At 45.7% G+C, this 19,348-nt stretch carries 24 protein-coding genes; 4 read left to right on the top strand and 20 right to left on the bottom strand.

Features of this window, described 5'->3' with window-relative positions; all coding sequences use genetic code 11:
- Window positions 1-61 precede the first annotated feature (61 nt).
- The 5 genes from DRW41_RS12410 to DRW41_RS12390 form a co-directional block, all read right to left on the bottom strand.
- Complete coding sequence (locus DRW41_RS12410) at window positions 62-1,090, bottom strand: NAD(P)H-dependent glycerol-3-phosphate dehydrogenase (protein ID WP_115452333.1); 1,029 nt, start codon at window positions 1,088-1,090, stop codon at window positions 62-64.
- 22 nt (window positions 1,091-1,112) lie between these two features.
- Entirely contained in the window at window positions 1,113-2,423 is a 1,311-nt protein-coding gene (gene der / locus DRW41_RS12405) for a ribosome biogenesis GTPase Der (protein ID WP_115452332.1), read from the bottom strand.
- Window positions 2,424-2,583: 160 nt separating this feature from the next.
- Entirely contained in the window at window positions 2,584-2,769 is a 186-nt protein-coding gene (locus tag DRW41_RS12400) for a capping complex subunit for YIEGIA (RefSeq protein WP_115452331.1), read from the bottom strand.
- Between the two features lie 18 nt (window positions 2,770-2,787).
- Window positions 2,788-3,663: a YIEGIA family protein gene (locus DRW41_RS12395; RefSeq protein WP_115452330.1), complete on the bottom strand. Its 876-nt coding sequence runs from the start codon at window positions 3,661-3,663 to the stop codon at window positions 2,788-2,790.
- Window positions 3,660-4,268 (bottom strand): YphA family membrane protein, encoded by a 609-nt coding sequence (locus tag DRW41_RS12390; protein ID WP_115452329.1) that lies wholly within the window; start codon window positions 4,266-4,268, stop codon window positions 3,660-3,662. The genes DRW41_RS12395 and DRW41_RS12390 overlap by 4 nt, the downstream gene beginning before the upstream one ends.
- A 105-nt stretch (window positions 4,269-4,373) precedes the next feature.
- Here DRW41_RS12390 and DRW41_RS12385 point away from each other — a divergent pair, with 105 nt between their 5' ends.
- Window positions 4,374-4,517 carry a YpzI family protein gene (locus DRW41_RS12385; RefSeq protein ID WP_115452328.1) on the top strand — a complete coding sequence of 48 codons (144 nt, stop codon included), beginning with the start codon at window positions 4,374-4,376 and terminating at the stop codon, window positions 4,515-4,517.
- 60 nt (window positions 4,518-4,577) lie between these two features.
- Here DRW41_RS12385 and rpsA read toward each other — a convergent pair whose 3' ends face one another.
- The 15 genes from rpsA to DRW41_RS12310 all read right to left on the bottom strand — a co-directional run bounded on the left by rpsA (window position 4,578) and on the right by DRW41_RS12310 (window position 18,016).
- Window positions 4,578-5,717 (bottom strand): 30S ribosomal protein S1, encoded by a 1,140-nt coding sequence (gene rpsA, locus DRW41_RS12380; protein WP_115452327.1) that lies wholly within the window; start codon window positions 5,715-5,717, stop codon window positions 4,578-4,580.
- Between the two features lie 151 nt (window positions 5,718-5,868).
- Window positions 5,869-6,462, bottom strand: coding sequence for a lysophospholipid acyltransferase family protein (locus tag DRW41_RS12375; RefSeq protein ID WP_115452326.1), 594 nt, complete (start codon window positions 6,460-6,462; stop codon window positions 5,869-5,871).
- Between the two features lie 2 nt (window positions 6,463-6,464).
- Window positions 6,465-7,139: a (d)CMP kinase gene (cmk, locus tag DRW41_RS12370; RefSeq protein WP_115452325.1), complete on the bottom strand. Its 675-nt coding sequence runs from the start codon at window positions 7,137-7,139 to the stop codon at window positions 6,465-6,467.
- A 223-nt stretch (window positions 7,140-7,362) separates the two neighbouring features.
- Window positions 7,363-7,557 carry a YpfB family protein gene (locus tag DRW41_RS12365; protein ID WP_245959424.1) on the bottom strand — a complete coding sequence of 65 codons (195 nt, stop codon included), beginning with the start codon at window positions 7,555-7,557 and terminating at the stop codon, window positions 7,363-7,365.
- Between the two features lie 30 nt (window positions 7,558-7,587).
- On the bottom strand, window positions 7,588-8,937 hold the full coding sequence (gene ypeB / locus DRW41_RS12360; RefSeq protein WP_115452323.1) for a germination protein YpeB: 1,350 nt from the start codon (window positions 8,935-8,937) through the stop codon (window positions 7,588-7,590).
- A gap of 14 nt (window positions 8,938-8,951) precedes the next feature.
- Window positions 8,952-9,653 (bottom strand): spore cortex-lytic enzyme, encoded by a 702-nt coding sequence (gene sleB, locus DRW41_RS12355; RefSeq protein WP_245959434.1) that lies wholly within the window; start codon window positions 9,651-9,653, stop codon window positions 8,952-8,954.
- Window positions 9,654-9,978: 325 nt separating this feature from the next.
- Window positions 9,979-10,671 carry a glutamic-type intramembrane protease PrsW gene (prsW, locus tag DRW41_RS12350; protein ID WP_115452321.1) on the bottom strand — a complete coding sequence of 231 codons (693 nt, stop codon included), beginning with the start codon at window positions 10,669-10,671 and terminating at the stop codon, window positions 9,979-9,981.
- A gap of 108 nt (window positions 10,672-10,779) precedes the next feature.
- Window positions 10,780-11,736, bottom strand: coding sequence for an asparaginase (locus DRW41_RS12345; protein WP_115452320.1), 957 nt, complete (start codon window positions 11,734-11,736; stop codon window positions 10,780-10,782).
- Between the two features lie 52 nt (window positions 11,737-11,788).
- Entirely contained in the window at window positions 11,789-12,757 is a 969-nt protein-coding gene (locus DRW41_RS12340) for a YpdA family putative bacillithiol disulfide reductase (RefSeq protein ID WP_115452319.1), read from the bottom strand.
- A gap of 110 nt (window positions 12,758-12,867) precedes the next feature.
- Window positions 12,868-14,142: a Glu/Leu/Phe/Val family dehydrogenase gene (locus DRW41_RS12335; protein ID WP_115452318.1), complete on the bottom strand. Its 1,275-nt coding sequence runs from the start codon at window positions 14,140-14,142 to the stop codon at window positions 12,868-12,870.
- Between the two features lie 322 nt (window positions 14,143-14,464).
- On the bottom strand, window positions 14,465-15,043 hold the full coding sequence (locus DRW41_RS12330; protein ID WP_115452317.1) for an adaptor protein MecA: 579 nt from the start codon (window positions 15,041-15,043) through the stop codon (window positions 14,465-14,467).
- Window positions 15,044-15,182: 139 nt separating this feature from the next.
- Window positions 15,183-16,091, bottom strand: a complete 909-nt coding sequence (locus DRW41_RS12325) for a MerR family transcriptional regulator (protein ID WP_142752232.1) — start codon at window positions 16,089-16,091, stop codon at window positions 15,183-15,185.
- 51 nt (window positions 16,092-16,142) lie between these two features.
- Window positions 16,143-16,880 carry a metallophosphoesterase gene (locus DRW41_RS12320; RefSeq protein ID WP_115452573.1) on the bottom strand — a complete coding sequence of 246 codons (738 nt, stop codon included), beginning with the start codon at window positions 16,878-16,880 and terminating at the stop codon, window positions 16,143-16,145.
- 81 nt (window positions 16,881-16,961) lie between these two features.
- Window positions 16,962-17,327: a hypothetical protein gene (locus tag DRW41_RS12315; RefSeq protein ID WP_115452315.1), complete on the bottom strand. Its 366-nt coding sequence runs from the start codon at window positions 17,325-17,327 to the stop codon at window positions 16,962-16,964.
- A gap of 53 nt (window positions 17,328-17,380) precedes the next feature.
- Complete coding sequence (locus DRW41_RS12310; RefSeq protein ID WP_115452572.1) at window positions 17,381-18,016, bottom strand: CBS domain-containing protein; 636 nt, start codon at window positions 18,014-18,016, stop codon at window positions 17,381-17,383.
- Window positions 18,017-18,202: 186 nt separating this feature from the next.
- On the opposite strand from DRW41_RS12310, the gene DRW41_RS12305 reads away from it, so the two are divergent.
- From DRW41_RS12305 to DRW41_RS12295, 3 genes are read left to right on the top strand one after another with little or no spacing between them, the layout of a single operon-like run.
- Window positions 18,203-18,433: a spore coat associated protein CotJA gene (locus DRW41_RS12305; protein WP_115452314.1), complete on the top strand. Its 231-nt coding sequence runs from the start codon at window positions 18,203-18,205 to the stop codon at window positions 18,431-18,433.
- On the top strand, window positions 18,430-18,690 hold the full coding sequence (locus DRW41_RS12300; RefSeq protein ID WP_115452313.1) for a spore coat protein CotJB: 261 nt from the start codon (window positions 18,430-18,432) through the stop codon (window positions 18,688-18,690). The genes DRW41_RS12305 and DRW41_RS12300 overlap by 4 nt, the downstream gene beginning before the upstream one ends.
- Window positions 18,691-18,711: 21 nt before the next feature.
- Entirely contained in the window at window positions 18,712-19,281 is a 570-nt protein-coding gene (locus DRW41_RS12295; RefSeq protein WP_115452312.1) for a manganese catalase family protein, read from the top strand.
- Window positions 19,282-19,348: the final 67 nt, after the last annotated feature.

The following is a 19,348-nucleotide window of genomic DNA, read 5'->3' as shown; positions in this document are numbered from 1 at the left end:
ATGCAGCAAAAAAATAAATGCATCGCCAATCGCCCACGTTTATGAATTAATCCTTCCCGTTTTATTGATCATTAAGGATATTCGTCAAATCTTCCATCTCATGAGTCCTTACCCTAGCCATCAATAATTCAGCGCCTTCCTTCGCTGGAAGCCCCTCAAAAAGTACTTTATGCAAGGTTTCGGTAATGGGCATTTCCACCTCATACTTGGACGCAAGCTGATGGGCGGCTTTCGTTGTGCGGACGCCCTCGACAACCATCCCCATGTTTTCAAGGACTTCTTCAAGCGTCCTGCCCTTTCCAAGGAGGTTTCCCGCCCTCCAGTTCCTTGAATGGACGCTAGTACAAGTAACGATTAAATCCCCAATACCAGCGAGGCCGGAAAAAGTTAACGGATTGGCGCCCATCCTGACTCCAAGCCGCGCGATCTCAGCCAAACCCCTTGTCATCAAGGCAGCCTTCGCATTATCGCCAAACCCCAGGCCATCCGTTATACCAGCCGCAAGGGCGATAATGTTCTTTAATGCCCCGCCAATCTCCACCCCAATTACATCGGGATTTGTGTATACCCTAAAATTATGATTGATGAAGAGATCTTGAATCCTTTCCGCCTCATCCATGTTCTCCGAAGATACTGTCACAGTGGTAGGATGTCGCAGGCTAACTTCCTCCGCATGGCTTGGACCCGAAAGGACTACTATGGCGTTTATCAGTTCCGCCGGCAACTCCTCCTTAATCATTTCCGATATTCGAAGTAAAGAATCCGGCTCGATCCCCTTGCTGACATGGACAATTGTGAGCGGCTTCTTCCCTATATCCCGAATTTTTCCGCACACTTCCCTGATTGCTTTTGTAGGAACGGCAAGGATAACTGTATCCATGCCTTCCAGCGCTTCCTCTATTGAAGATGTGGCAACGATGGCTTCTGGCATTTTAATACCGGGTAAGTACTTTTCATTTGAATGAACTGAATTGATTTCCACTGCCTGCTTCGGATTATGGCTCCAAAGCCTCACTTTGTGTGAATTATCGGCAAGGACCAAGGCAAGGGCCGTTCCCCAGCTGCCTGCTCCCAGAACTGCAATTTCCATTCAGATCACTACCTTTTGTTGTTTATTTTCTTTCCCTGGCATATATCCTGATCGGAGTGCCTTCAAAACCAAAAGCATCCCTTATCCTGTTTACCAGGAACCTTTCATACGAAAAATGCATTAATTCCGGATCGTTTACAAACACCACAAACGCCGGCGGCTTGACAGCCACCTGGGTCGCATAATAGATTTTCAGCCTTCTCCCGTTATCTGTAGGCGTCGGATTCATTGCTACGGCATCCATGATAATATCGTTAAGGATTGTTGTCTGCACACGCATGGCATGGTTTTCACTCGCCATATTGATGACTGGGAGAAGCGTGTGGACACGTTTTTTGGTTTTAGCCGATAGGAAAACAATCGGGGCGTAATCAAGGAATTGGAAATGATCACGGATTTTCTCTTCGAATTCCTTCATCGTCTTCTCGTCTTTTTCGATTGCGTCCCACTTATTCACGACAATGATAACTGCCCTGCCAGCTTCGTGGGCGTAGCCTGCGATTTTCTTATCTTGCTCAATGATTCCCTCCTCGGCGTTCAACACGACAAGGACGACATCCGAACGTTCAATGGCCCTTAATGCGCGGAGGACACTGTACTTTTCAGTGCTTTCATAAACTTTCCCTTTTTTCCTCATCCCAGCGGTATCGATAATCACGTACTCCTGGCCATCGTACACATACATGGAGTCGATTGCGTCACGAGTGGTTCCAGCGATATCGCTCACAATTACACGTTCTTCACCAAGAAGGGCATTTACAAGGGAAGATTTGCCGACATTCGGCCGCCCAATAAGGCTGAATTTAATGACGTCTTCCGGGTACTCATCCGTTTCGAATTTCGGAAAATGCTTCGCCGCCTCATCAAGGAGGTCGCCAAGACCAAGCCCGTGGGAACCCGATATTGGGAACGGCTCGCCGAAACCTAGCGCGTAAAAGTCGAATATATCCGCCCGCATTTCCGGATTATCGATTTTGTTTACAGCCAGTACGACAGGCTTTTTTGTTTTATAGAGAATTTTCGCGACTTCTTCATCCGCCGCGGTAACCCCCTCACGGCCATTTACCAAAAAGATGATCACATCGGCTTCTTCAATGGCAATTTCAGCTTGCTGCCTGATTTGCTCAATGAACGGTTCATCGCCGATGTCAATCCCTCCCGTATCAATAATATTAAAATCATGCGTCAGCCATTCGGCCGAGCTGTAAATTCTGTCCCGGGTAACGCCGGGAATGTCTTCGACAATCGAAATCCTTTCACCGACAATCCTATTAAATATCGTTGATTTGCCTACGTTTGGGCGTCCGACAATCGCAACAGTTGGTTTCACCATTCAACTCACCCTTAACTTCACATTTTAAATCGGCGGCTTTATATCCTGCCTGCCGCCAGATGCTTCCACTCTATAAAATAAACCCTTCAGGCATGTGGAAGGGCTTAACTTAATTATAGTATCAATGATATGTCAATAGCGCAATGAAAACATCCATCTGTCAATGCTTGACAATGATGTATGTATCCTCCGAAAGCGAATGGGCAATGCCATCAAGTATCGCTTCAAGGGTTGAGGCGACCTGGTCCATTTTTTGGGCCGATTCGCAATGGAATACACAGGCACCTCCCGAAACGCTTTCCATCTTTGTCGTGACGACAGCGAGTATGTATTTTTCAATGTTCATCCCATTATTCCCCCTCCTTTAAGGCTTTCCCTTTTTCGCTGGCATCCGGATCGCATTCTCGAGGGCGGGGACCGCGCCGATAACATCAATTGCTTTTTCAGGATCATTCACATGCGGCAAAACAAACACGCCAAGCCTGCCGTCCTTCAAATCCCTTTTTGCAAGGGGGACGAGGGCAGGAGTACCTGAATCCCTGTATACGCCCAATGCGGTTGAAACATCGTGTAAAATAGCCTGCCGCTGCCCCAGATTGGCTATTGTTATTTTTGAATTTGCATTCTTTGGCGTAAGGATAAAACCCATTCCGTTCTCCAAAATTTCCTTTCTTCTTTCAGGAAGGCCTATATTCATAATATAAATGGATCCGACATATAGGCCGGCTCCATCGAAATGCGGTTTTACATATTCAATATACGCAAGCCTTTTGATTGTCCCCCCGGACATCAAAACTTTGGAAAGGAGTAGCCCGGCGATTGCCACAATGACGGCTATGATGAAATTCGCTGCCAAATAGGCGAGGGTTACGGAAAACGCCGTTAAAATAACGAGGTAATTCCGGCTTTCGAAAGCGATGGCAATACCTTCAATATACGTGCTGCCCCTTGGCACAAGCTCATACCCATCCATTACAGTAAGGGTATTTCTTTCCATGTTCCTCACTTCCCTGAATTGCGTAGCAGCCAATGCTAGGAAGGTGACTGCGGTGAATTCCTTTTCCATTATGGAAGGTATCGCAACAGCACCCAGGCCGGCCGCAATAAACCCGACCGATATATGGACAATGCGGCCATGAAGGTAGGTCGGATACTGTCTATAATCCGATCTGAGCATATATATTCTCGCTAATGTCCCAGATACCAATCCGGCAACGATCGGCATAGTGTATTCATTCATTGGGATGATTTCCGGCCCCTTTCCATTGAGTTTATGGAAGACCCAAGCCATGCGGCGCATTTTTCAATGGCATTCCAAATAAACGCAACGGCGGCCACCAGCGAAAGCGTATCCATAAAAGCATAGCCCCCCGCATCAAAAGGCATGGAGTTTTTGGCAAGGACGAGGGCATAAAGCAATTCCCCCTGGATTATCCCGACCATAATCACGAGCAGCCTCCATTTAAACGGCCGGTACAGGATAGGTACGAGCAAACTAATAACGATTGCAATGAACCATTCTTTTTTAATAATAAAAACGATCGGATCGAACAATTCAAATAAACGGATGGAACTATATAACATGGATACGATGATGCCGCAAACCGAAAAATATGCTTTTTGTTTCCAGTTTGCCTGTATGATATGAATGATCGAATAGAAGTATATACTTATCCAGCCTATATAAACCAATGATTCCCCTACCTGAAAGTGGAGCGGTGATGCGATAATCGCCAGCAGGATCGAAGCCCTCAGCCCCCTCATGGAACGAAGCCGTCCGCTCGCCAGGAACGCCAAATATATCAACGAACACCATGCCGCCAAATAAAACATATATCCATCCATCATGCCTACCTCCTATCTTTACCATTATGGTAAAGCCCATGTATTTTCATACCAGGATTAATTTTCTTTGTTTGATAAATAATTTAATATTGGAGGTGATAGGTGATGGGAAAAGACAGGCAGGAAAAAAAGCTGCGGGAAAGCCGAAGGGTTGAATCCGACCGCGATCAATCGCTTCATTACCCTGGGTCAACGGGGCTTCAGACGCCGGAAGAAGCCAGGAAAATGAATGACGGGAAGAAATCCTGACATGAATAAGGAAAAAGGCATGAAAAAAGCTTCCGCCATGACCGGAAGCTTTTTTCATGCTTATTTTTTTAAATCTTTCAATTTATCGCCAAGCAATTCTCCCAGCTGGAACCCTTTTGATTCCTCGGGAAGCTCATAATCCATGTTTTCTTCTTCGTCCCTTTCCAAAAGGTCTTTGATGCTGAGCGACAGGCGCTGTTCTTTTTCGTTCACATCGAGTACCTTGACCTGTACTTCCTGGCCCTCTTTCAGGACTTCATGAGGTGTGCCGATATGTTTGTGCGCGATTTGGGAAATGTGGACAAGGCCTTCCACACCAGGGAAAACTTCCACGAAGGCGCCATAGGAAACAAGCCGGCGAACAGTTCCTGTCAAAACGCTTCCCTTTGCTGCCTTTTCAGCAATATCAGCCCAAGGCCCAGGGAGTGTTTCCTTGATGGACAGGGAAATTCTTTCATTGTCGCGGTCAACATTCAGAACCTTGACTTGGACCTTCTGGCCTTCCTGGACAACGTCTCCAGGCTTCTCGACATGCTCATGGGAGAGCTGGGAAATGTGGACAAGGCCATCAATTCCCCCGATATCGACGAATGCCCCAAAATCAGTAATCCTTTGGACTGTTCCTTCAATCACCTGTCCTGGCTGGATTGATTCGAGAAGATCCTGCTTCTTTTTGCCCTTTTCTTCCTCAACAACAGCCCTGTGCGAAAGGATTAGCCTGTTCTTTTCTTTATCAAGCTCAACAATTTTAAATGATAGTTCTTTTCCTTTATAATCAGAAAAATCCTCGACGAAGTATGCTTCCACAAGCGAAGCGGGAACAAAGCCGCGTACTCCAAGGTCGACAACCAGCCCGCCCTTGACGACATCCTTTACTTCAGCATTAAAGACTTCTCCACTCTGGAATTTCTCATCAAGGACATCCCAAGCCTTTTCAGCGTCAACCTTGCGTTTGGATAGGATCAGGGCTTCTTCCTCGACCTTCAGGACTTCAAGTTCAAGGGTATCCCCTTCGGCCACTGCATCTGAAGCTTTCTCAATATGAATGCTCGACAATTCGCTGATTGGAATGATTCCATCGAGTTTGCTGTTTTGGATGTCGACAAGAACCTGTTTTTCTTCCACTTTGGTAACTTGTCCATTCACCCTGTCTCCAACTTCAAAATTCCCGACTTCAATGTGATTCATATCTTCCGACATATGTACTCCTCCTTAACCATTGGCTGCCCTTTAAATATATAGATGCGGCGCATGCTGCTCATGCATGCGGCGCCCATCATAGCGGCTGCGATTCCTAGAATATTCAAAAAAATATTCCTTTGTAATAACTTCTTACAAAAGGACTTTTTTGTCAAGCGGAAACCCCTTTATGTTCTTCAATAAGTTTGCGTATTTCCGCCATGATTAATTCGGTCGCGGCTTCTGGGGACGCTTTTTCTCCCCGCAAACGTTCCATGTCGATCGGCTTTCCGTATACGACTTTAAGCTTTTTGAATGCTTTATACGGGCCGATAATCGCGCATGGTACGACATGGGCGGTGGATCTTAACGCAAAAAAGCCCGCCCCTGCCAAACCTTGGCCTAATTCCCCTGTCTTGCTTCTTGTTCCCTCAGGAAACAATCCTAAAACCTCTCCAGCTTTTAAAACTCCAAGCCCTTTTCTGAGAGCCTCACGATCACTCATTCCCCGCTTCACAGGAAACGCGTTGCACGCCTTGATAATATCCTTAAGGACGGGTACGGCAAAGAGTTCTTCCTTTGCCATGAAATGCACCGGCCGCGGAGCGGTGATCCCAACAACCGGCGGGTCAAAGTTATTGATATGATTGGAGCAAAGCAGTACGCCGCCTTCTTTTGGGAAATGTTCGAGCCCATGCACTTCATACTTGTAGACTGGTTTTAATGCAGTGTTTGCGACAAACCTGGCAAATGAATAAAAAGTCATTTTTATCTCACTCTCTCTTCCACTAACGCCATTATTCTCTCTACTACGTCATTGATCGAAAGGGATGTCGTATCGATTTCAACCGCATCTTCCGCCTTAACGAGAGGAGCTACCTCCCTTTCGGAATCAAGCTTGTCCCGCCTGGCGATTTCGTTTTTCAACGTTTCAAGGTCGGAATCAATCCCTTTCTGAACATTTTCTGTATGGCGGCGGATAGCCCTTTCTTCCACACTTGCTAGCAGAAAAACTTTAACTTCCGCTTTTGGGAGCACATGGGTGCCGATATCGCGCCCATCCATGACCACCCCACCAAATGAAGCAAGCTCTTGCTGCCTTCTCACCATTTCAGCCCGTACCTGCCGATGCATCGCTACAATTGAAACAGAGTTGGTTACCTTCGAATATCGGATTTCTTTTGTGACATCTTCTCCATCCAATAAAACGAGTTGCCCCGAATCGGATGGGAGAAGCTTTATTTCACTATTTAACAGAATGCCGATCAAGGTGTCTTCCCGATCGAGATCGGCCCCCATTTTCAATGCTTTATAAGTAAGTGCCCTGTACATAGCGCCAGTGTCGATATAAATATAGGAAAGTTGTTCCGCGACAATTTTTGCTACTGTACTTTTTCCTGCAGCCGCAGGCCCATCAATCGCTATTGAAATTTTCTTGTCCATGTTTCCTCCTGTTTCCTGTCACCCGTGCTCAAGCTCTTTTGCTGTTCTAGGCCGTTTTTCCTTTTTGCCTTCAATTATTCATTCTACCATATAATGAATAAATGCTCTTTTATAAAATAATATTTTTTCAGAAGCAAGCCCCTCCGCCTAACCGGGTCATTTTTGGAAAGGTTGTACGGGCTCTTAAAAAAACGTAAAAGAAAAAGGCAGGAATCACCTGCCCTTATCTTACCCGGAAAACTTCAAGAATGTCGGTATGGTCCATCTTGCTCGTGCCCTCATATTTGGATATTCCGATTAATTCGGGAAGTACACCAAATCGGTGGATGAAAATTTGGGCAAGCAATAGAAAGAGGAACTGCGCGACCGCAACCTTCAAAAGGATCCGCTCGGCTTTTTTCATAATTTCCCACCTCATTTCACGGCTATTACCCAATCAGCATCTCCCCTAGAGAGCGTCATCAAACATCTCCTCGGCATTTTTCATTTTATCCACTTTTTCTTCTTCACCAGTTTCGGCATTGATAAATATCCTGTACGTATCGTCGCCAAGCGTTCCCATAAATTCATAGCATAATACTTCGCGGTTTAAATCATTTAGGATAATTGCCTGCCTCTCTTCCATAATTTTCACATTGGGGCTGATTTTATTTCTGGCGTCCTTGATGCCCACTGTTGGGCTCTTGGGCTGCCTTACGGTTTTTGTCTTCAAATAATCATCCGCCGAGAGGCCTACTAGCTCTCCTTTGTCGAGGGCGACCTTCACCTTTATCGATTCGGGATAAATCCTTATATTTCCTTGCTTTGTTACAAAGGTAAATACACCGATCGTATCGTATTGGGCGCTCTCGGACAGTTCGAGGGACTCGTATTTATTTTCCTTCAAAAATGTCGCGGCCTTGTTGCCTGCTTCATTTAAGGAAATTTTTTGTTTGCCAATCGGCCGGTTATTCAGGAACCAGATTGGATAGCCCCCTTTTTTGGTGATATCCATGCTCGCTTCCATACCGGATTGGCGGTTAGTGACTGACACAGTGTAAAAACCAAAATCAGAGCCCTTCCCATTTTCGGATACTTTTGTTTTCGCCTTCCCGTCAAAGCCAATATATTTCCTAGCTGTAGTAACTGCTTCGGATTTTGTTATTTTCTTTCCGGGGAGCTTCTTGAAATTACTGTCCTTTTCTTTCATGCTGACAAACTCAGGGCCAAAATCAGTTTCTTCGTAACCGGAAACCGTTTTTTCCACTACTTTGAATCCGTCGATGATTGTATTGTCCGAATTCTCTTTACCTGAAGCAAGGGCAAGCTCAACATCCATCCAGCGGAGATTATTTTTAAGTACCAAATGCTGGACCTGCCTTAGTTCCCCCTGAATATCAGCCGACTGCTTATATAGGGTTTGCAGCGCCTTATATTCTTTATCGTTCAAGGGATGCTTATCCAGGTCCCGCACCGCAGTTTTGTAGCTGAATTCACCGACTCCAGAGAGAAACTCCTCGGTTTTATTGAAAGGGAGGAGTGATAGCGGAAGCTGCCCAACATTTTGGCGTGCCTCCGAGGTGATTCGCCATACCTCGGCAAGTGAAGGCGAAAGCGATTTTCGTGAATTCATCGCAAGCGTGGTCCCAAGCTTATCATTCAGAAGGTCAACCCGGTACGACAATTCATGGAATGCTTGCTGGTAATTGTTCTCTGCATTTATAAGGACGGCATTTTTCTCCTTCCGTTCCTGATAGCCCCAGTATGCCGTGCCGGCGACTCCAATTGCCAGGAGGACTATTAAAATATTTCGTATCATGTCCGCTCACCTTCTTATTTACAGAATATATGCTTGCCGATCCGCTTGATTTGCGGCCTCGACCAGATCCACTTGCTTGTCGCGGTGACAGGGTTGAAATAATATAGCGCGTTGCCTGTAGGATCCCAGCCGTTAATCGCATCAAGTACTGCCTTCCGCGCCGTATCATTTGGGGTTAACCAAATTTGGCCATCCGCTACCGCTGTAAATGCAAGCGGCTCAAAAATGACCCCCGAAATCGTATTCGGGAATGTAGAACTTTCAAGCCTGTTCAAAATAACCGCGGCGACTGCCACCTGTCCTTCATATGGCTCCCCCCTCGCCTCCCCATAAACAGCATTTGACATCAACTTTATGTCGTTCTCTGAAAAGCCGCTCGGGACATTCCCCGCTTTCGGCTTTGCCGGTGCCTGTTTTTTCGCTGTTCCACGCGGCATATTCTTCGTTGCCTTAACAAGTTTCGCCTTTGTGTCGCTCCCCGCAAGCCCATCTATGGGGAGGCCAAATTCATATTGAAAATTCCTGAGCGCCCAATAGGTGCTCCAGCCAAAAACCCCATCTATCTTTTTCGTATAGAATCCAATGAATTTCAGCCTTGATTGGAGTTCTATTACATCATCGCCAACCGCTCCATGCTGGATTACCTGGTTACTGAAGGCATCCGTCTTTTCGGCGTTCCAAAAAAACACAGGGATGATAAGTGTGCATAAAAGCAGGCGGGCAAGGAAATCCTTTTTTTTCACGATTCATACCTCCAAATGCTTTTCATTTTCCATTAAGGCTATTTTCTGTGTAAAAGGGATTTTTATTCAAAAAAAGGGCGGCGCTGGAAAAGGCATAAAAGCGGATGAGCGGTTGGCACTGGAGCAGAGGCGAATCGAAGTTGAATTATTGTAGCGAGGGGATTGAAGTTCGCCCGCGACGCTTCGTGCTCTCTAATAAAAAACAGGACACTTATTCCTTCCCGGGAAGCTATGACGTCGAAAAGATCTTATGGAGCAGTACAATTTTATACATTCTTATCTAAATCAAAAAGCCCCTTCACTGGGTATGAAGAGGCTTTTGGGAATTATATTGGCTTTTTATGTGTGCGGCGCTTAGCGCCCTTGCCTTTTTTACTTTACGGAGGCCAAGCCACCATAGGAAAATCATGAAAGGCATAATGTAATACAGCCAATACTCCTGGCTAATCAGGATATAATCATACGAGCCATGCAGGAATACCGGGATAAGCAGGGACAACCAAATCCATTTGGAAGTCCGTTTTTCACTGAATTTGCCCTTACCCATATAATACCCCATGATTACGCCGAAAAGGGCATGGCTTGGAACTGGAAGAAGCGCCCGGCCTATTGCGTGCTCAACTCCGTTTCCTACAAGATAAAAGATATTCTCAGCTGAAGCAAATCCAAGTGAAACAGCAGCTCCATAAACAATCCCATCGAATGGTTCATCAAAAGCAATATGCTGATAGACCGCGTAATAGAGAATAAACCACTTAAAAAACTCCTCGAACAAGCCCGCGGACACAAAGGCCTGAAGCCAGCCTGGAGACAGGACATTTTCGGTTTGCAGGACGTGCTGCAGGAACATGATTGGGAAAACAAGCAGGGCGCCGAACAGGAAAGTCCTGAATACCACTGGTAGAGGCTCTGATTCCACTTCATCCTTTAAATAAAAATAGCTCAACAATGCCAGGCCGGGTGCGATCCCGGCAGAAAAGATCACCAGCATGCACTGCCCTCTTTTCCTTTAGATGGGAGAAAATCCCCTTTTCTTACATGGTATCATGGCTTGGCCTGAATGAAAATGGAATTATCAGCAAGTTCCTGTCTAGGAATCTTAAAATACTATCTCGCCTTCACCACTTGCGAGTACGGCTGCCAGCTTAATCCGGGCTTTCTTCGAATCATTGTCACTCCCAAGGATCGCTCCTTTTGTAACAAGGTCAAATGCACTGCCTTTATAATCATAAGTAGGATAAACCGCCCCTTCTTCGGCGCTGGTCGTAATAACTACGATGATTCCTAAAGCAATGGCCTTTTCAATTTCCTCCATCATCAGTGGTGCCACCTGCCCTCTTCCGACCCCTTCAAGGACAATGCCTTTCGCGCCGCTTTCCCTGGCCGCCCTGACAAATGTCCCGTCACCGCCGATATAGCATTTGACAATGTCAATCCGCGGAATTTCTTCTTTTAATTTATAAACTTCTCTTTTTATCGGTTTTTGGTAAATAAATACCTCGTCGTTATCAATGATCCCCAGGTATCCGAAGCCGAATGAGTTGAACCCCTGGATGTTGGAGGCATGTTCTTTCTTTACATACCGTGCCGCGAAAATCCTTTCATTGAAGACGACGACTGTCCCGACGCCAGACAGGTCAGGGGAGCAGGCGGAATAAATGGCATGGCGTAAATTGATAAAGACATCGCTTCCAAGGTCTTCGGGGGAACGCTGGGATCCGGTTACGACCACGGGCCTTCTGTCATCCACAGTCAGGTCCAGAAAATAAGCAGTTTCTTCAAGTGTATCGGTACCATGGGTAACAACCACACCCGATATTGATTCATCTTTAAAGTATCCCTCAATTTTATCCTTTAAAAAAACAAGGTCCTTGAAGGTAATATGCATGCTCGCCTTCTGGAAGACTGACTCCACCACCACTTCAATGTCCTCCGGCAGATTGCACATCCCTATGAGCTCTTCACCCGTCAATTCCCCGGATGCAAGCTTTCCGGACTCTTTGTTTGGCTTGCTTGCAATCGTGCCGCCTGTTGTCAATAAAACTACTTTTCTCATCCCATCACCCTGCGTTCCAAATTTATTTACTGCTAGTAGTCAAGGAGGCATATTAAGGCCGATTTCTCCGGAAGATTTCCTCTGTAATCAGCCCGCCATGAAACCTTCCATTTTCGATGAATATTTCGTTCGCGTTATTCCCGGCGGCAATCACCCCGGCAATAAAAATTCCATTCATATTAGTCTCCATCGTATCGGGATTATAGCTTGGACGTCCGGTTTCAGAATCAATTTCAACGCCAATCCGCCTCAGGAACCCGTGATCGGGGCGATAACCAGTCATCGCAAATACAAAATCATTTTTAATGGTATGCAGTTCATCCCCCTTTTCAAACACGACCGATTTCTCGGTTATTTCCTTAACTTTGGCATCGAATTCCAGCCGGATGTTTCGGTTACGGACAAGCGAATCGAACTCAGGCAGGATCCACGGCTTGATGCTAGGCGAATACGAATCCCCCCGATAGAGCACAGTCACCCTGGCGCCGGCTTTATGGAGTTCGATTGCAGCGTCGACACTGGAATTTTTGCCGCCGATTACACATACATCCATATCAAAATATGGATGCGCCTCCTTGAAATAGTGGAATACTTTTGGGAGCCTTTCTCCCGGGACCTCCATCATGTTCGGATTGTCATAATATCCGGTTGCGATTATGACATACGGGGTGTTATAGGTAGCTTTGTTTGTCTCAACAATGTACGCTTCACCGGATGGAACAATCTTTTCAGCTTTTTCAAAAGAATTTATCCTTAGCTGTTTCCTTTTTACAACTTCCCGGTAATATACCAGTGCCTGAAGCCGCACCGGTTTATAATTGTCCGTTATGAATGGTACATTCCCGATCTCAAGCTTTTCGCTTGTGCTAAAAAAGGTTTGGTGTGTTGGATAGTTATAAATTGAATTTACTATATTGCCTTTTTCTATAATCAGGGGATTTTTCCCTGCTTCTTTTAATGAAATGGCGGCTGCCAGACCGCATGGCCCTCCTCCGATGATGATAACGTCTTCTTTATGCATGGTGGTCACTCCTCCATTATCATGGAATAAAAAATCTCCCATCATTTAATGATAGGAGATTTCCTTTGAAGTTTCAATGTTGAAGGGATTTCTTTTCGCAATTCAAAGGGTTAAATCCAGCCCCTGAATCGGCTCGCTTCAGCCATTTTCCTTACACCGACCATATAGGCGGCAAGACGCATGTCAACCCTGCGATTTTGGGAGGTCTCATAAATGTTCTCAAACGATTTAACCATGACCTTTTCCAATTTTTCTTCAACTTCTTCTTCAGACCAGTAATAACCCTGATTATTCTGGACCCACTCGAAATAAGAAACGGTAACTCCTCCTGCGGAAGCCAGCACATCAGGCACAAGAAGGATTCCACGTTCTGTAAGTATTTCGGTCGCCTCCAGGGTGGTTGGGCCGTTTGCGGCTTCCACCACAATACTGGCACGGATATTATGGGCGTTTTCATCGGTGATTTGGTTTTCAATCGCCGCAGGCACCAAAATGTCGCAATCAAGTTCAAGCAATTCCTGGTTTGTAATTGTATTATTGAAAAGCTTCGTAACGGTACCGAAGCTGTCACGTCGGTCCAATAAATAGTCGATATCCAATCCATTCGGATCATAAAGGGCACCATATGCATCGGAAATACCGATAACCTTCGCCCCAGCATCATGCATGAACTTTGATAGGAAACTTCCCGCATTTCCGAATCCCTGGACTACTACCCTTGCGCCAACGAGGTCGATTCCTCTCTTTTTGGCGGCCTCACGAATGCAGATCGTTACACCTTTTGCCGTCGCGGATTCACGGCCGTGGGAGCCTCCAAGCACAATCGGCTTCCCTGTAATGAAGCCAGGAGAGTTAAATTCGTCAATACGGCTATATTCGTCCATCATCCACGCCATGATTTGTGAATTCGTGAACACATCCGGAGCAGGGATATCTTTTGTAGGGCCAACGATTTGGCTAATGGCTCTTACATAACCCCGGCTCAGCCTTTCAAGTTCCCTGAACGACATTACACGGGGATCGCAGATGATTCCGCCCTTCCCCCCGCCATATGGAAGGTCTACAATTCCGCACTTTAGGCTCATCCAAATTGAAAGGGCTTTAACTTCCTTTTCTGTTACATTTGGATGAAATCGGATTCCTCCCTTTGTAGGGCCGACTGCGTCATTGTGCTGGGCCCTGTACCCAGTAAATATTTTAGTAGAGCCATCATCCATGCGTACTGGAATTTTAACTGTCATCATCCGGATTGGCTCTTTTAAAAGCTCGAACACTTCCTCAGGGTAACCAAGCTTTTCCAATGCTTTATGGATTACCGTTTGTGTCGATTTCAGTACATCATGTTTCTCAAGATTACTGCTTTCACTACCATTCCCCGCTGCCATTTATAAACCTCCTAAGATATCACTGCTCGAAAGTTCTTGGCTTTCATGACATAGTATACACTTTTAGACAATTAATGCAAGGATAAAAAGTGGCGTATAACCCTATTTCAAAAAGAATATTGGAAGCGCTGACACCTAGTTATATCAGGCAATCCCAGCATTTGCGAGGCATAATTTAAGCGGGCTGTGAATGTCCAGTAAGTTCTCTACTAATTGTGAATGTTTTATGGTATTTTCATAGAATTAAAACTTTCATCGTGATGGCGGCAAGGCTTTTATATCTTGGGACAAAAAAATAGCCGGCCCACAATAGGGTTGCCGCCTATCGAAAATACTTAAGAATTGTTTCAACCGCATTTTCTTTCATGATCTGGTTACCGTATTCCTGGAGAAAATGGGGGCTAATAATAGAGGCATTCCCATATTCAGCCATTATTGAAGCGTTTCGTTCAGCATCATCGGGCAGAACATCAAAAAGCAAATAGTATTTGCCTTTCAATGAATATAGGCTTCCCCCACTTGCGGCTAGCGAAGAGAGCCGTTTCGCAAGCTGGATGACTTCTTCAATTCCCTCAAATTCAAAAAGGAACTTCTCATAGCCTTCAACCGTTACTTGCATTTCAATGAAACCGTCATGTAGAAATTCTTCTTCCTCGACAATTCCATTAACCGTAATGATCATAACCATACCCTGGGCTTGGAGCGAAAATATTTCGACAGCAACGGCGCCCTGGATGTCAAGATCTAATTCGATGCTTGCTTCCTCCAGCAAATCCTGGAATAGCTGCCGCCATTTTAATGTATCCTTCAGTATATCCTCCTTCGCCAACCCTCTTTCAAAAAGGTCATCCGAAGTAATGAAAATTTTTATTTTATTCGCTGTTAAACGTTCAAGACGCATGCTCCCGCCCCCTGCCATGAACTCTTATTTTCAGTTTATGTCAGTACGGGTGGTTGGTGAATGGTATCAGGCATCAACGCACAGAAAGACCCTTCCAAAGACTTCCCAAAAAGAAAGGGGTAAGCCCCCCATAATTCCACTATATCGTGTCCATCCATTTGTTAAGCCACTGCTCCCATTCCGCCGGAGTATCCCCCAGATAAAGTGGAAAAGAAGGGCTATCCGTATTTTCGCCCGAGGCAATCCGCAAACCTGCACCGATGGCCCCGATCCTGATTTCGGGAAACACTCGTTTCCAACTGTATGACAAGCCCTTAATAATATCCGCGCCGCTTTCTGTCATGCACGAAAAAAAGGCGAACCTGGGATTGACTTTTTTTATCACCCCATCAATCTCCCCTTCGGCAATGCCTGGCCCCAAATAAATTGCATCGAAACCTTTCAGCCTTAGTAAACCTGCCAGCAGTAGGAGCCATATGTCCTTTTGTTCACCTGGGGCGCACAAAAGGACAACTCTAGGCAAAAAGCGTTTTCCACTTGCCGCGAATGCGGTGTTCTCAATTCTTGAACGAATTAGGCCTGACCCAAAAAGGAAGCAAGCATGATTCATGCTTCCCTTCACAAAGGAACCTTCCATTTCGGTTAAAAGAGGGTGGAAAATATCGGAAAGAACCGTTTCGAAAGTAAATTGGCTTAAACAGGCATCGATTGTCCTATGTGCGTTTACTTCATCAAATTCAAGAAAACCGTCAAATAATGCATTCCGGAATTCTTCAAGTTGGCTGAAAGGCCGTTTGCCCATACTTTGTAAGGTCGGCCGCTGTCCAATCTGCGCCACCGCTTGGCCTACAGTAAAGCCCTGCTCAATCATCGTCATGATTTCCCGCAAAATCTCCAATTGGCTCTCCGAATAGAGGCGGTGTCCGGATTCGCTTCTGCCAGGGGAAACCACCCCATAACGCCTTTCCCATGCCCTTAAGGTACCAGGCTGAATCCCAAGGAGTTTTGAAACGGCTTTAATATTATATTTCCCTTCCTTTATTGGCAATCCGAGCACCCCTTTTCCAATTCCCCTATATAGCCTGGCGCAAGGAGACCTTTATGGCTGCGCACCCTTTTCCTTTTTGCCTGGCTTCAACGTAATGAGATGGCATTCCGAATGGGCTCCCAGCCTAAGAGGGACGCCTGTTGTCCCATATCCATTGCTGATCAGCCTAACAATTCCGCCGATTTTGTCAATCCCGCCTTTTTGATAAGGTCCAAGGCCGAATATCCGAATTTGTCCTCCGTGGGTATGGCCGCTTAGCAGGAACGAAATGCCATCATCGGGTTTTATTTTTCCGATTATTTTTGGGTTATGGCTCGCCAGGATCTTAAAACATCCTTGCTCGGCATCCAGCAAAGCGTAATCCAGCCTGTCCTTTTTAAGGCCTGCATCATCGACACCTAGAAGTGCTATCTTTCCACCCTCAGCAGATTCAAACATCACGGCGGTATTATCAAGTATTTTCACCTTCAAATCGAGCAAAAGCGCATCCAAATCCCGATAATTGCCCTCATAATCATTATTTCCCCATACAAAATAAACAGGCCCAATGGTACGGAGCTTCTCAATGTTAGCTTTGACCCGCTCAAGGGGTACTCCTTTTTCCATTAGGTCCCCTCCGATAATAACGATATCGGCCTTCCCTTTTGCAGCCAAAAGGATTGAATCGGAAATGAGCCTATGATGGATGTCCGATATGAAAAAAATCCTCAATTCCCCGAAGGAATCGGGAAAATCGTCGAATTCAAGTTCATGTACTGAAACATTGTTCCCGAATGCCAGCCAAGCCATATACAAAAGGAGGAAGACCCCTGCAGCCGCAATCGCCGCCAATGCGTATAAAGCCAATCCGCTTCAGCTCCCTCCAAAAATCTAAACGTATATAGAAATAATACCATAAACAAGGCTGGCGCCGAAGAAAATGACTGTATGAATAGGGGATAAAGCGAACAAAACAGCAAAAACAATGAAGAGGCCGAACATCCCACTAATGGCGGGAACCGCATTTATTGCTTCACCCTTTTTAAACCCCCTCCTTTCGAGGAAAAGCTTAAGCAGCAGCCAATTTGCCGAAAGTCCGGAAAAAAAAGCCATTGCGGCAGCGAGAAATTCAACAGGCGCCATGATTAATCCCATAATGAACACATGGGCATAAAACGGCATTCCAATGTCCAGCCATTCAATAAATAGGTATCCGCCAGTAAACGACACAGCCAGCAGCATGATAACACCCGCCATAGAAAAACCCCCCCATACATACGTATGAGGGGCTATCCTTCAACTTGCAATTCCTAAGCATCTTCATGGATATTCAGAATCCTGAAACCGTGCTCTTCCAGCTTTTTTATGAATTTATCAAGATTATCCTTCTTCTCAACTTTCATTACAATCCGTCTAACCAATTTATCGGTCTCATCAAAGGTAACCAGGGAAATGATATGTTCATGGAATTGATGCGCGATTTCAGCCAATCTGGCAATACGCCCTTCCGTCTCGACTGAAGTAAAGGCAATCCTGACACCCGGCTGGTTCATCCCGAATGCGCTCTGGAATTGATCAATGACATCGTACCTGGTAACAGCACCAAGGAATTTCATCCCTTTGTCCACGATGGCCAAAAGCGGGAAGTTTCGTAATTTCATTAGCGTATTTTCAAAAATTTCCCCGCCTTCGAGAAAATCTTCCTTATGGGTGGCGATATCCGAAATTCTCGTATTTTCCAAGAACTCGTCCTTTTGCAAACCTGAAAGGAAAAACTGTTCATATATTCTGTACCTCGTGACAATCCCGGCATATAGGTCCCCCTCCAAAACCGGCAGCCCATCAATTTGCTGCTCCTCAAGCAGCTGAAGGGCGTTTTTTACACTTTCCCCTCCTTGAACCGTATGGCATTTGAACTTAGGAATCATGATACTTTTGACAAACATTCCAATCACCCCGCCTTTAAATATCCTTTCTTTTATATACTTCAACAACCTGAACCTTAAACCCTTTTCTTCCTAGCATTTGATTCGCGGGAAACTGCCGACTGCAATGGAGCATGCCGGAAATATTGTGGCATGAAGAGGAAAAAGCTTCATAAACTTAAATGACGTTTACTTAGGAGGGATAGAATGTTCACCCATTATAAAACGTATTATCCCTATGTGAGCCCGTTTGACCCTTGCCCGCCAATGAAAGCGAAAGTTTATTCAACCCCCCCGAATCTTTATATGGGTTTCCAGCCTGCCAACCTGCCCCAATTCCCGCCAAGGACAGCCTTGATGAAAGGGACGCTTTGGCAGGCATTTTACGATCCGTATTTTGGCCCAAATGAACCGGCAAGGGAGGAAACTCCGCTGTGAAACAGATGCCGCCGGAATTTTATCAACTCATGGAACAGCTTCAGGCAGTCGATTTTGTCCTTGTTGAGTTAACTTTATACCTTGACACACATCCAACCGACCAGGAAGCCATCCAGCAGTTCAACCATTATGCAAAAGAAAGGAAAAAGCTAAAAAAACTATATGAAAGCCAATATGGCCCTCTTATGCAATATGGGAACAGCTTCTCTGGCTATCCTTGGAATTGGGATGACGCCCCCTGGCCTTGGCAAATATAGGAGCAGGAAGGAGGAACCGCAATGTGGGTGTATGAAAAAAAGCTTCAATATCCTGTCAAAGTCAGCAAATGCAATCCGATGCTAGCCAAGTTCCTGATCGAGCAATATGGAGGAGCAGACGGGGAACTCGCGGCCGCTTTACGTTATTTAAATCAGCGCTATACGATTCCGGATAAAATTATCGGCCTGCTTACTGATATCGGCACAGAGGAGTTCGCCCACCTTGAGATGATCGCGACAATGGTGTACAAATTAACGAAAGACGCCTCTCCGGAGGAAATGAAAGCGGCCGGTTTGACCGGCCATTACGCGAACCATGACAAGGCGCTGTTTTATCACAATGCGGCTGGCATTCCGTGGACGGCGTCCTATATTCAGGCTAAAGGAGATCCAATCGCGGATTTGTATGAGGATATTGCAGCAGAGGAGAAAGCCCGAGCCACGTACCAGTGGCTAATTGATATGAGTGATGACCCTGACATAAACGATAGCCTCAGGTTCCTTCGTGAAAGGGAAGTCATTCATTCGCAACGCTTCCGCGAAGCTGTGGAAATTCTGAAAGAGGAACGGGACCGGAAAAAAGTATTTTAAGAAAGAGAAAAGAAGCAGCAAATTGATATGCTCCCCTTATGGTAGACAGATTAAAAAATAAAAATCT

The organism is Neobacillus piezotolerans (genome assembly GCF_003362805.1).
GTDB classification, from domain to species: domain Bacteria; phylum Bacillota; class Bacilli; order Bacillales; family Cytobacillaceae; genus Bacillus_D; species Bacillus_D piezotolerans.
The sequence above is the reverse complement of the archived record's forward strand: the minus strand, read 5'-3'. Positions and strand labels throughout refer to the sequence as shown.

Excerpts from the sequence above, each read along its gene's own strand:
- DRW41_RS12410 (WP_115452333.1), bottom strand. The coding sequence starts at position 1,090 with ATGGAAATTGCAGTTCTGGGAGCAGGCAGCTGGGGAACGGCCCTTGCC.
- der (WP_115452332.1), bottom strand. The coding sequence starts at position 2,423 with ATGGTGAAACCAACTGTTGCGATTGTCGGACGCCCAAACGTAGGCAAA.
- DRW41_RS12400 (WP_115452331.1), bottom strand. The coding sequence starts at position 2,769 with ATGAACATTGAAAAATACATACTCGCTGTCGTCACGACAAAGATGGAA.
- DRW41_RS12395 (WP_115452330.1), bottom strand. The coding sequence starts at position 3,663 with ATGAATGAATACACTATGCCGATCGTTGCCGGATTGGTATCTGGGACA.
- DRW41_RS12390 (WP_115452329.1), bottom strand. The coding sequence starts at position 4,268 with ATGGATGGATATATGTTTTATTTGGCGGCATGGTGTTCGTTGATATAT.
- DRW41_RS12385 (WP_115452328.1), top strand. The coding sequence starts at position 4,374 with ATGGGAAAAGACAGGCAGGAAAAAAAGCTGCGGGAAAGCCGAAGGGTT.
- rpsA (WP_115452327.1), bottom strand. The coding sequence starts at position 5,717 with ATGTCGGAAGATATGAATCACATTGAAGTCGGGAATTTTGAAGTTGGA.
- DRW41_RS12375 (WP_115452326.1), bottom strand. The coding sequence starts at position 6,462 with ATGACTTTTTATTCATTTGCCAGGTTTGTCGCAAACACTGCATTAAAA.
- cmk (WP_115452325.1), bottom strand. The coding sequence starts at position 7,139 with ATGGACAAGAAAATTTCAATAGCGATTGATGGGCCTGCGGCTGCAGGA.
- DRW41_RS12365 (WP_245959424.1), bottom strand. The coding sequence starts at position 7,557 with ATGAGGTGGGAAATTATGAAAAAAGCCGAGCGGATCCTTTTGAAGGTT.
- ypeB (WP_115452323.1), bottom strand. The coding sequence starts at position 8,937 with ATGATACGAAATATTTTAATAGTCCTCCTGGCAATTGGAGTCGCCGGC.
- prsW (WP_115452321.1), bottom strand. The coding sequence starts at position 10,671 with ATGCTGGTGATCTTTTCTGCCGGGATCGCACCCGGCCTGGCATTGTTG.
- DRW41_RS12345 (WP_115452320.1), bottom strand. The coding sequence starts at position 11,736 with ATGAGAAAAGTAGTTTTATTGACAACAGGCGGCACGATTGCAAGCAAG.
- DRW41_RS12340 (WP_115452319.1), bottom strand. The coding sequence starts at position 12,757 with ATGCATAAAGAAGACGTTATCATCATCGGAGGAGGGCCATGCGGTCTG.
- DRW41_RS12335 (WP_115452318.1), bottom strand. The coding sequence starts at position 14,142 with ATGGCAGCGGGGAATGGTAGTGAAAGCAGTAATCTTGAGAAACATGAT.
- DRW41_RS12330 (WP_115452317.1), bottom strand. The coding sequence starts at position 15,043 with ATGCGTCTTGAACGTTTAACAGCGAATAAAATAAAAATTTTCATTACT.
- DRW41_RS12320 (WP_115452573.1), bottom strand. The coding sequence starts at position 16,880 with ATGGCTTGGCTGGCATTCGGGAACAATGTTTCAGTACATGAACTTGAA.
- DRW41_RS12315 (WP_115452315.1), bottom strand. The coding sequence starts at position 17,327 with ATGGCGGGTGTTATCATGCTGCTGGCTGTGTCGTTTACTGGCGGATAC.
- DRW41_RS12310 (WP_115452572.1), bottom strand. The coding sequence starts at position 18,016 with ATGTTTGTCAAAAGTATCATGATTCCTAAGTTCAAATGCCATACGGTT.
- DRW41_RS12305 (WP_115452314.1), top strand. The coding sequence starts at position 18,203 with ATGTTCACCCATTATAAAACGTATTATCCCTATGTGAGCCCGTTTGAC.
- DRW41_RS12295 (WP_115452312.1), top strand. The coding sequence starts at position 18,712 with ATGTGGGTGTATGAAAAAAAGCTTCAATATCCTGTCAAAGTCAGCAAA.